Annotated in this window: 8 protein-coding genes; 5 read left to right on the forward strand and 3 right to left on the reverse strand. The window is 60.5% G+C overall.

Going from position 1 to position 11,659, the window contains the following annotated elements; genetic code table 11:
- Positions 1 to 151 precede the first annotated feature (151 nt).
- Positions 152 to 1,777, reverse strand: coding sequence for a sulfatase (locus ACTO3O_RS04875; RefSeq protein WP_298081096.1), 1,626 nt, complete (start codon positions 1,775 to 1,777; stop codon positions 152 to 154).
- 77 nt (positions 1,778 to 1,854) lie between these two features.
- Between ACTO3O_RS04875 and ACTO3O_RS04880 the strand changes: the two genes are divergently transcribed.
- Together ACTO3O_RS04880 and ACTO3O_RS04885 are read left to right on the forward strand one after the other, a co-directional pair.
- Positions 1,855 to 4,020, forward strand: coding sequence for a RelA/SpoT family protein (locus ACTO3O_RS04880; protein ID WP_482596521.1), 2,166 nt, complete (start codon positions 1,855 to 1,857; stop codon positions 4,018 to 4,020).
- 725 nt (positions 4,021 to 4,745) lie between these two features.
- Positions 4,746 to 4,898 carry a hypothetical protein gene (locus ACTO3O_RS04885; protein WP_294594375.1) on the forward strand — a complete coding sequence of 51 codons (153 nt, stop codon included), beginning with the start codon at positions 4,746 to 4,748 and terminating at the stop codon, positions 4,896 to 4,898.
- A 1,107-nt stretch (positions 4,899 to 6,005) separates the two neighbouring features.
- Here the strand turns inward: ACTO3O_RS04885 and secA are convergent.
- Entirely contained in the window at positions 6,006 to 9,332 is a 3,327-nt protein-coding gene (secA, locus tag ACTO3O_RS04890; protein WP_297831575.1) for a preprotein translocase subunit SecA, read from the reverse strand.
- A 278-nt stretch (positions 9,333 to 9,610) separates the two neighbouring features.
- Here secA and ACTO3O_RS04895 point away from each other — a divergent pair, with 278 nt between their 5' ends.
- From ACTO3O_RS04895 to ACTO3O_RS04905, 3 genes are all read left to right on the forward strand, one after another.
- Complete coding sequence (locus ACTO3O_RS04895; RefSeq protein ID WP_297831578.1) at positions 9,611 to 9,763, forward strand: hypothetical protein; 153 nt, start codon at positions 9,611 to 9,613, stop codon at positions 9,761 to 9,763.
- A 136-nt stretch (positions 9,764 to 9,899) separates the two neighbouring features.
- Positions 9,900 to 10,049, forward strand: a complete 150-nt coding sequence (locus ACTO3O_RS04900) for a hypothetical protein (RefSeq protein WP_297624134.1) — start codon at positions 9,900 to 9,902, stop codon at positions 10,047 to 10,049.
- An 81-nt stretch (positions 10,050 to 10,130) separates the two neighbouring features.
- Positions 10,131 to 10,289, forward strand: a complete 159-nt coding sequence (locus tag ACTO3O_RS04905) for a hypothetical protein (RefSeq protein ID WP_298081092.1) — start codon at positions 10,131 to 10,133, stop codon at positions 10,287 to 10,289.
- Positions 10,290 to 11,425: 1,136 nt separating this feature from the next.
- Here the strand turns inward: ACTO3O_RS04905 and ACTO3O_RS04910 are convergent.
- A partial coding sequence (locus ACTO3O_RS04910; protein ID WP_482596520.1) for a hypothetical protein occupies positions 11,426 to 11,659 on the reverse strand: 234 nt, incomplete at its 5' end.

Here is an 11,659-nt window from a genome sequence, read left to right on the forward strand (position 1 = left end):
CGCCGGATTTAGCTGGGCGTCCACGGTCAACAGCAGCAGTAGCATGGACTTGAATTTCACTTCGCAATACCTCGGTACCAGCACCTCGAACAGCCGCGCCTACGGTCTTCCGTTGCGCTGCCTCTCGGAATAAACAGGGCCCTACACACAGCTACCGGAGCCGAGACCCTCCCCCCGACTCTCCCACCACCTTCCGCGCCCGTCGGTCGAGCCGGATCCGGTACGGCGAACCGTCCGGCCACGCACACCACTCGTTTCGCGCCACATTCCACGGCACCTGCGCCCCCATCCGCCTCAGCTCCGCCGTGAGCCGCTTCGCCATCCGTTCCCGCCGTTTCTGCTGGCGCGGATTCTCCGCATGGTCTATTTTTTCGAAAATATCCTCCCGGAGATTGAACAACGCCGTCCGCTCCGTATCGTAAAAATAGATCAGCTTCCAGTCCCCGATCCGAATCGAACTGTGCGGCGCAATCCCGTCCCCCTCCGCATCCCACATATTCGGGAAATGCCACATCAGCGGATGCTTCCGCCCCATCGCCGCATCCCCCCTCAGAAGCGGCACCAGACTCTGCCCGTCGATCCGCTGCACCGTTTTCGACCGATCTCCCCCCGCCATCTCGACCACCGTCGGCATCAGGTCGCAGATCGCCACCGGCACCTGACAATTCGTCCCCCCCTCCGTAACCCCCGGCCACTCGACCATCATCGGCACCCGCGTCCCCCCCTCCATCGCCGATCCCTTGCCGCTTCGGAGCGGGAAATTCTGCGTTCCCGGCCTTCCCCCGCGTCCCCACGCCGCCAAACCCCCGTTGTCCGACAGGAAAATAACCACCGTATTCCGGTCGACCCCCTTTTCCTTCAGGTAGTCGCGCAAATCACCCAGACTTTTGTCCATCCCCTCGATCAACGCCGCATAAGCCGCCTCCCTCGGATCGAGCCCCGCCTCCTCATACTTCGCATAGAACCGCATGTCCCGATCCAGCGGCACATGCACCGCATAGTGGCTCATGTAGAGAAAAAACGGCTGATCCAGCCACAACGCCGTATCGATCTGCTTTTTCGCCTCGCGCGTCAACGCCTCCGTCACGAAGATATCCTCCCCCCAGTACTTCTCCAACCCCGGCACCGCAAACGGACTCTGTTGCTCCTCCCCCGGCCTGTTTCCGAAATTGTTTTCGCCCAGATACGAAGCCAATCCCCCCGCCGCATGCCCCGCGACATTGACATCGAACCCCAGCGTCAACGGATCCGCCCCCGGCGTCTCCATCGCCCCGAAATGAGCCTTTCCCACCAGAATCGTTCGATATCCGGCCTCCCGCAAGAGCTCCGGCAGCATCGTCGCATACGTCGTCCGCGGCACCCCCGGCGTAGCCGCGATTCCGTTCACATTCCACTCCGGCCACCTCAGCGTGCGACTCTCCGGATCCGGCCCCCGATCCTTGTACAACGTCCAGTTCGTGACCCGATGCGCCGCCGGATTCATCCCCGTCATGAGGCTGACCCTCGACGGCGAACTGACCGCCGAAGCATAGGCATTGGTGAACTTCAGCGCATTCCGCGCCATCCGTTCCATCTGCGGCGTGCGATACCTCCGATTCAGCTCCGTGGTATCGTGCCAGAACGGCACCGACGTATCCTGCCACCCCATGTCATCCACCAGAAAGAGCAGGATGTTGGGTTTATCGCCCTGCCTCGCCTCCTGCGCCAACGCCCTCCCGTCGCTCCCCGCGGCAACCGCCGAGAGCCCGAGGAGCGAGAAAAAAAGACCAGATTTCATCCGTCACACCGAATTAAGTCGTAAATTTGAGTGCAAGTTACGAAATTCCTGAAATATACATCCCTCTCTCTCCCGCCATGAACCTCTACCGCGACTTTCTGACCTATATCCGCACCACCTTCAGCGCCTCCTCCTGCGACGAGATCCGGTGCGCCCTGCACACCGCCGTCCGCAGCCTGAGCGACCTGAAACGCTACGACGGCACCCCCTTCGTATTCCACAGCATCCAGACCGCCCGGATCGTCGCCGAAGAGATCGGCCTCGGCCGTAACTCCGTGATCTCGACCCTGCTGCACGACGTCGCCCGGCTCGGCAGAATGCCCCTTCCGGAGATCGCGGCCGCCTACGGCCCCGAGTGCGCCGGCATCCTCCGCGGCCTCAACCACATCTCCGCCGTCGACCCCAAGACCTCGACCCTCCAGGCCGACAACTTCCGCGAACTGATCGTCTCCTACTCCACCGACCCCCGCGTCATCCTCATCAAGATGGCCGACCGGCTCGAAGTGATGCGCGCCCTGGAGAGCTTTCCCGAGCTCAAACGCAACAAAAAAGCCTGGGAGACCCTGAACCTCTACTCCCAGCTGGCCCACAAACTCGGCCTCTACGGCATCAAATCCGAGATGGAAGACCTCTCGCTGAAATACCTCGAACCCCGCGAGTACGACCACATCGTGCGCAAGCTCAGCGAAAGCGACGCCGCCCGACAAGCCTTCATCGCCACCTTCGTCCGCCCCATCGAAGATCGCCTCCGCGCCCTCGGCATCCGCTACAAGCTCAAGAGCCGCACCAAATCCATCTACTCCATCTGGCGAAAGATGCGGAAACAGCGCGTCCCCTTCGAAGAGGTCTACGACCTGTTCGCCATCCGGATCATCATCGACTGCCCCCCCGATCAGGAGAAGATGCAGTGCTGGTCGGTATATTCCGTCGTGACCGACTTCTACACCCCCAACCCCGACCGGATGCGCGACTGGATCTCGATTCCGAAATCCAACGGCTACGAATCGCTCCACACCACCGTCGTGACCCCCCAGGGCCGGTGGGTCGAAGTCCAGATCCGCACCCGGCGGATGGACGAAGTCGCCGAACGCGGCGTCGCCGCCCACTGGCGCTACAAAGGCGTCGGCGGCGGAGGCTTCGGGAGCGAACAATGGCTCGCCCGCCTGCGCGAGATCGTCGAGACCACCGCAGCCGCCGAGACCATCGAAGAACGCTTCGACCTCGCCCTGAGCAGCAACGAAGTCTTCGTCTTCACCCCCACCGGCGACCTCCGCAAACTTCGCGAGGGCTCCACCGTACTGGACTTCGCCTTCGACATCCACTCCAACCTCGGTATGACCTGCACCGGCGGTCGGATCAACGGACGCAACGTCTCCCTTCGCGAACGTCTGCGCAACGGCGACGTCGTCGAGATCGTCACCTCCAAGACCCAGCGTCCCCGCGCCGGTTGGCTCGACATCGTCGTGACCTCGAAAGCCAAAGCGAAAATCAAACAGATCCTGCGCGACGACCAGGCCCGGAGCGCCCAGCTCGGAAAAGAGGAGCTGGAGCGGAAAGTGAAGAACTGGAAACTCCCCCTGACCATCGAAGAGGCCGTGACCGCCCTGTCGAAATACTATAAAGTCAAGACCGGCTTCGAAGTCTACGCCCTGATATCTGAGCAACGACTCCCGATGGGCGAAGTGAAAGAGCTCCTGACCGACGCCGCCTCGGGTCGCCTTCCCGCGCCTGAGATCCAGCCCCGTCGCGCCAAGTCCGACCCCTCGGCGTCCGGCGACGACCGCAGCGGCGACTGCCTGGTGATCGACGAAACCCTGCGCGACGTGGAGTACAAGTTAGGCGGCTGCTGCCACCCGATCCTGGGCGACCCGATTTTCGGCTTCGTGACCGTCCACAGCGGGATCACCATCCACCGCACCGACTGTCCGAACGCCAAGCGGCTTCGGGAAGAGTACCCCTACCGGGTGCTGAGCGCGCGTTGGCGCGAGACGACCTCGAACGGGGCCTTTCTGGCGACGATTCGTGTTACCGGCGACGACCTCCCGGGTTTGGCCGGTCGCATCACCGATCTGGTTTCCCAGGAGTTGAAGCTCAACATCCGTTCCCTGTCATTCGGCGTCCAGCGGGGGATGATGCAGGGCCAGCTTTCGATCGAAGTGAAAGGCGCCCAAGCCGTCGACATGGTGATCCATAAGATCAAGCGGCTGAAAGGGATCGTACGCGTCTTCCGGGTGAACAGTTAGACCTGCTCCCGCCCCGGGCTACCGCGATTACGCATCAGGTAGACTGGTTGGCATCGCTACCAACGGTTACAGTTATTCATCGACTCAGAGGCCGAGTTCCGGGTGTTTCTGGCTTGACTTCAAACCAACGTATCTCAATCCGAGTCACTCGGATCATCGTGCCTACAGTTTTCAGTTGCGCTGCCTCTCGGAATAAACGGAGAAACGCAAACGCGCAGGACGTTGCATGCGATTGCATTTCTTGAAAGTCAATCTTTTCTTTGCTCCGCTCGGGCCGCGGGGGCCCCTACTTTCTATTATGTGATAGAAAGTAGGCAAAAAGCACATTCAAGGGGGATTTACATCCCCCTTGAAAATCCCCCGGCGATTCCTTTTTAAGAGAGACAGCCCTTTACCCGCTCCGGGCTACCGCGACGCGGGTAATAACAAATTGTTCGGCGGATTAGGCAATACAGGTCGTGAAGGAACAATTTGGTCGGCTTCCGTAACGGACAAATCATACGGTATCTGTTCATACTTCACCGGAGCCAGTCTTACTCCTAACAGTCCGGGTTACAATGGCCACGGTTTTCCGTTGCGTTGCCTCTCGGAATAAACGGGACAGAAGAGCCTTCTCCGGAACGATTGGGGACTTAGAATCCGGACTTATATTCGTTTCCTTATTCTGATTTTGGAGACACTGAACCGCACGGGCCGCCCCGGGCTACCGCAACTACAATACAGGTTTGCTGAACCGCGTGGACAGTCATGGGTTCAGCTGGTCTGCCGCCACGAACGGCATCCGCGGCATGGACCTGAGTTTCGATCCCCAAGGACTCTACGCCAACGGCTCAGACGGTCGTGGTCACGGTTTTCAGTTGCGCTGCCTCTCGGAATAAACGGAGGAGAAGTACTCGCGGTGGGCAATGGGCTGGAGTTACCCTAACTGGCTCGACTTTGGCGGACGGAGCCAGCGGGGGCGCAACGAGCATCGCGAAATTGCGGCCCTACGCCGGGGGTGGCTCCGGCCCGCGCGACCCTAAAGGGTCGCAAAAGCTCGGCCCAGTTCTCCGCCCCAATTCCGTCGGGTTCGGGCTGCGCGCTCCGAGGGTGGGCCGAAGGCCCAGCGCGCAAGCCCGGCGGTTCTACGAACCGCAAAAGCACGACCAACAGCTCAGCCCAACGCGGCGCGAAAACCGTAGCCGGTTTTCGCGCCCGAAGAACAGTCGCAGCCCAAAGCACAGCCCAGTTCTCCGCCCCGTGTCCGCCTCACTGCGGCTCCGCTTTCGCTCCGCCGGTGCCGCTCGGCACGCGAAAGATGAACGTGTCCTAACCGTCGCCCGCGGCAATTCTTGCCGGATTGGCCAAGTGCCAACCGACAGAATATGCCCTTTTAGGCGGGCGGGCGACGGATTTCACACACCGTTTGACCGCGCGCCTTGGGAAATCTTGTCAAAACACGCCAGCGCATTTTGACGATTTCCCTCTTAAGGCGTGGCGCGCGCGTCCTACGGGAGGATACTGCCCTTACGCCGGGCGGGCGGTGCCTCCCGGCACTTCGGAGTGGGCAGCCACGGCCCAACTCCCTGCTCCGCGCGCTGGCGGAAATCTTATTCAAACACAAATCATGCGTTTGAATGATTTCCTACTCCAGCGGTCGCGCGCGGTTAGGCTAAGAAAGAATAGCAACGGCCGCGCGTCACGACGCGAATGCGTCGGCCAGGCAGGCCCCGCGTGCCCGCAGTGGGCAATCGGCAGCCTCCCCAATTCTTTAGCCGCGCGGGCGCCACTTAGTAAACTAACAAAACACACAAAAGGCGTTGGGCTGGCTGTGTCTACCCCAAGCAGTCCGGCAGCCTCTCCCCCAAAGCAGCCGCGGCCCAACCCATTTTTAGTCGAGCTTCGACCCGCCAGAAACGCCCCCGCACGAGCCCGTAAAAGAAAAGCCCTCCGGCCGCACAGCGACCGGAGGGCATCCCTTATACATAGAGGAACAAACGCAAAAGCTACGCCGCCCCGTGGCAGTTCTTGTACTTCTTCCCACTTCCGCACGGACACGGATCATTCCGCCCCACCCGTTTGTCCGCCTTGGCCGGAGCAACCGCCCCCGGCGGCACCGGCCCCTCGTTGCGCGACGTCTGCATCCGGCTCATATCCGGGCGATTACGCTGCGGCACCGCCTGTTGTTGCGGCTGCGCCTGAGGCACGGCACGCCCCTCCCCGTCCTGAGCAGAAGCTGGCCCCACCGGCAGGTAGACCTTCAGCAACATCGAAATCACCTCCCGGTTGATCTTCTCGATCATCCGGCGGAACAACTCGAACGACTCGAACTTGTAGATCAACAGCGGATCCTTCTGTTCATACGCCGCATTCTGCACCGACTGCTTCAGATCGTCCATATCCCGCAAGTGCTCCTTCCAGTCGTCGTCGATCGTGATGAGCATCATCACCCGGCTGAACGCCTTGTGAATCTCCATCCCCCGCGACTCGATCGCCCGTTTGAAGTTCACCGGCACATTCAGCCCGCGTTTCCCGTCCGTCAACGGCACCGAAATATTCTCGAACTTGTCCCCCTGCTCCTTGTAGATCGCCTCCAGCACCGGGAACGCCTGCTGCGCAATCTGCGTCGCCCGCCGTTTGAGCGCACTCCGCATATCGCCCAGAATCATCTCCGCCACCTGCTGATCCTTGAGGTCGTTGTACTCCTCCTCCGTCAGCGACGGTTCGATCGAGATTTGGCGGATCAGCTCCACCTTGAACTCATCGAACGGCAGCCCCCGGTAATTTTCCACGAACGTCTCCGCGAAGTCCGTCATCATGTTGTTGATATCCACCTCGATCCGTTCGCCGAAGACCGCATTGTGCCGCCGCGTATAGATCACCTCGCGCTGCGAATTCATCACATCGTCATACTCCAACAGCCGCTTCCGAATGCCGAAGTTGTTCTCCTCGACCTTCTTTTGCGCCCGTTCGATCGCGCGGCTCATCATCCCCGCCTGAATCACCTCCCCTTCTTTCAGCCCCATCGTATCCATCAGCCGCGCAATGCGTTCCGAGCCGAACAGCCGCATCAGGTCGTCCTCCAGCGAGACGAAGAACTGCGAGCTCCCCGGGTCCCCCTGCCGTCCGGCACGCCCCCTCAACTGCCTGTCCACCCGCCTCGACTCGTGCCGTTCCGTCCCGATAATCGCCAGCCCCCCCGCATCCTTCACCTCAGCCGTGAGTTTGATGTCCGTCCCACGCCCCGCCATATTCGTAGCGATCGTCACCTGTCCCGCACGTCCCGCCTCCGCCACGATCTGCGCCTCCAGCTGATGCTGCTTGGCATTCAGCACATTGTGCTTGATCCCGCGCAATTTGAGCATCTTGGACAACAACTCCGAAATCTCGACACTCGTCGTCCCCACCAGCACCGGACGCCCCTCCCCGACCAGTTTGACGATCTCCTCGATCACCGCCGCATACTTCTCGCGCTTCGTCTTGTAGATCAAGTCCTGGTAATCCTTCCTCACCACCGGCCGGTTCGTCGGAATGACGATCACATCCAGTTTGTAGATATTCCACAATTCCGAAGCCTCCGTCTCCGCCGTCCCCGTCATCCCGCTGAGCTTGTGGTACATCCTGAAATAGTTCTGAAGCGTAATGGTGGCGAACGTCTGCGTCGCCGCCTCCACCTTGACCCGCTCCTTGGCCTCGATCGCCTGGTGCAACCCGTCCGAATACCTCCGCCCGTCCAGAATACGCCCCGTCTGCTCATCGACAATCTTCACCTTGTTGTCCATCACCACATACTCCGTATCCTTTTCGAAGAGCGCATAGGCCTTCAACAACTGATGCACCGTGTGCACCCGTTCCGACTTGAGCGCATATTCCGACAGCAGCTTGTCCTTGGCCTCCATCCGCTCCTCGACCGTCATATCCCCGCGCTCCAGCGTCGCGATCTCGCTCCCGATGTCCGGCAGGATGAAGAAACGCTTGTCGTTGATATTCCCCGACAACGCGTCATGCCCCTTGTCCGTCAGCTCGACACTGTGGAGCTTTTCGTCGATAATAAAGTAGAGGTCGTCCGTCACCTCGTGCATCCGCTTGCTGTTGTCCTGCATGTAGAAGTTTTCCGTCTTCTGCATCAGGGCCTTCATCCCCGGCTCCGAGAGGAACTTGATAAGCGGCTTGTACTTGGGCAGCCCTTTGTGTACGCACAACAATAACTTCCCCGCCTTCTGCTCGTCCCCCTCAGCCGCCGCCTTCTTGGCCTCCGCCAGGAGCGTCGTACAGAGATTCCGCTGCAACCCGTAGAGCGCCTCGACCTGTCCCCTGTACTCCTCGAACAGCTGATCCTCTCCCCTCGGCACCGGCCCCGAGATGATGAGCGGCGTCCGCGCATCGTCGATGAGCACCGAGTCCACCTCGTCGACAATCGCATAGTGGTGTTCCCGCTGCACCAAATCCCCCGGTTCGATCGCCATGTTGTCCCTCAGGTAGTCGAACCCGAACTCGTTATTGGTACCGAACGTGATATCGCAGTTATACGCCGCCCGCCGCGCATCCGAGTTCGGCTGGTGCTTGTCGATACAGTCGACCGTCAGCCCGTGGAACTGGTACAACGGCCCCATCCACTCCGAGTCTCGCCGCGCCAGATAGTCGTTGACCGTCACCACATGCACCCCTTTTCCCGCCATGGCATTGAGGAATACCGGCAAGGTCGCCACCAACGTTTTCCCCTCGCCTGTCGCCATCTCGGCCACATTCCCCTTGTGGAGCGCCACCCCGCCGAACAGCTGGACATCGTAGTGGACCATATCCCACGTCACCTCCGCCCCTCCCGCGAGCCAATGGTTGCGATAGACCGCCTTATCTCCCTCGATCGTCACAAAGTCGCACCCCTTGGCAGCGAGTTCCCTGTCGGCCTCGGTCGCCGCGACCGTAATCGTCCCCTCTTTCCCGTCCTGTCCCGCCTGCGCAAACCGCCGCGCGGTATCTTTGACGATGGCGAAAACCTCGGGCAGTATCTCGTCGAGAACGACCTCGATGGTCTGGTTCACATGTTTTTTGAGCCGGTCGATCTCGGTTCCGATCTCCTCTTTCTCGCTGATCTCGACGTCTGCCTCCTCCATCCGGGCTTTCAGTTCGGCAATCCGCTCCTCGTCCGTCCGGATGCGCTCCCGGATCATCGCCTTGAGCTCCGCGACCCGTTCCCTGAGCTCATCGTCCGAGAGCTGCTGAATCTGCGGATAGACCGCCAGAATCCTGTCCACATACGGCTGAATCGCCTTTCTGTCTTTGTCTGCTTTGCTGCCGAAGAAAAGTTTCAGCAAGCTGGCTGTAACACCCATAGATTTAAGTGATGCTTAACATTTAACCGTCTGATTCCGAGCACTCTTTCCCCACGCCACGCGCCCCCCGCACCCGAATCGAACTACCAAAGATACGAATAATTCCCCGAACCCGCCGCGTCCGGGTCGAAAACCTGTTTTTCATTTTTTGTTGTGGGTGGAAGATTTCGAGTCGGAGGCCTGGGAAAACACGGAGCGATGGAAGAGGTTGTAATGTCCGATTCGCCTTTCCGCCCCCGGGCTACCGCAGCAACATCGGATACGGCGAGACATCTGGCGTGGGCAATTATGGCATCTATTTATCCGGAACGTCTTGCGAGAATGGCGACCACTATCGTGGCACGACCCTGAATGCCTATACCCAATATCTCAATTGCAGTTTTGCAGACAGTCGCGCCAGCGGTTTTCAGTTGCGTTGCCTCCCGGAATAAACGGGCACCCACAGGGTGTTTTACTGGTCGTATCTACCCCAATAACCGGCAGCCTCTGCCCCTACTTGAAACCGAGGCGGCCCGGTTCGAGTGCCGAGCGACACCCCCAGGCTACCGCGGCAGCAGCGAGGGAGCATTGTGGAGCATCGGAAACGGCGGGTTTTACTATTCGCCGTCGGTGAACGACAGCAATGGGGTGTATTTGAATTTCGGGGTGGCGAGTCTCTATCCCAGCAGCGCCTATCACCGCGCCTGCGGTTTTCAGTTGCGTTGCCTCTCGGAATAAACGAGGGTCGAGGCATTTGGGGTCGAGGCGACCAGTAAAACGCCCTGTCGGCGGCCCGCCCCGGGCAACCGCTATAGCCATATGGGAACTTTGTACTACAACGGGAATTACGGTTATAGTTATTCGTGCTCAACCAACGAAACTAACGGCATGTTCTTGGACTTCAACACGCAGGGTCTCAACTCCAACGGCGGGTACGACCGGGCCCACGGTCTTCAGTTGCGGTGCCTCTCGGAATAAACGGGGGTGCCGCTCGCGGGGGGCAAGGGGCTGGAGTTACTCTAACTGGGTCGACTTTGGCGGACGGAGCCAGCGGGGGCCGAACGAGGATCACGAGTTGCGGCCCTACGCCGGGGGTGGCTCCGGCCCGCGCGGCTCTGTGAGCCGCAACTACACTGCCTCATTCGTCGCCCCATTCTGTTGGTTTCGGCCTGTCGCCCATCCCCCCGAAGCCGCGTAGCGGCTTGGGCGACAAGGCCGGCGACCCCAAAGGGTCGAAAAAGCACAGCCCAAAAGTTTAGCCCAACTCTCCGCCCATTCATCCTCGGGCTCGCCCCCCGGCGCCCGCTTTCGGCGTTCGCTGCGCGCCGAGGACGGCGATTCCGTCCGGAATCGCGCTATTCGCTCTTAGCCTATAGCAATTCGCCGCCAGCGGGGACTGCAACGAGCTCCGACGAGTTGCAGTCCGCCGCGTGGGGTGGCGGCGAACTGCGCGGCTCAAAGAGCCGCAAGAGCTCGGCCAACAATTCAGCCCGATTCGCAGTTCAAAACTCGCCCCCAATTCTGTCGGGGTCGGAGAACCGCGCTAATCGCTCTTGACCTACAGCTGTTTGCCGCCAGCGGTAGCGCAACGAGACACAACCAAGCCTGAGAAAATGCAATTGCCTTAGCGGGTCGAAGCCTGCGGGGCCTAAAGCAACGCCAGTTGCGAGCCTCCGCTGCGGAAGGCTTCGGCCCGCGCGGCTCTGCGAGCCGCAGAAGCACAGCACCCATTCACCGCCCCAATTCTGTCGGGTTCGGGCTGCGCGCTCCGGGGGTGGGCCGAAGGCCCTGCGCGCAAGCCCGGCGGTTCGAAGAGCCGCAATAACACGACCAACAATTCGGCCCAACCCACAGCCCCATGCTCGGCCCAGCGCGGCGGGAAAACCGTAACCGCTTTTCCCGCCCGAAGAACGAGCACAGCCCAAAGCACAGCCCTGTTCTCCGCCCCGTGTCCGCCTCACTGCGGCTCCGCTACTGCTCCGCCACCTTTCCGTCGCCCGCTGGGATTTCATCTCGATTTTGCTGATGCAAAATGAGCGAAATCCCTCTTTAGGCGGGCGGGCGACGAAGTTTTCGGCAGAGTCGATTTGTTCGCGCGCCTTGGAAAATCTTATTCAAAAGCGAACATCGCTTTTGAATGATTTTCCTGTTAAGGCGTTGGCGCGCGGTCGAGCTTTGTCCCGTCTAAAACTGCCCTGCGCGGGCGGCGTCCGGGTGACCCCGGCGGGACGGAGCGATACTACGTATCGCTTAAGCAGCTTGGCCCAGTTCTTAGTGCGCGCCGGGGAAATCTTGTCAAAACGTGCCAGCACATTTTGACGATTTCCCTCTTTAGGCGGCGGCGCGCG

The organism is Rikenella sp., assembly GCF_056799795.1.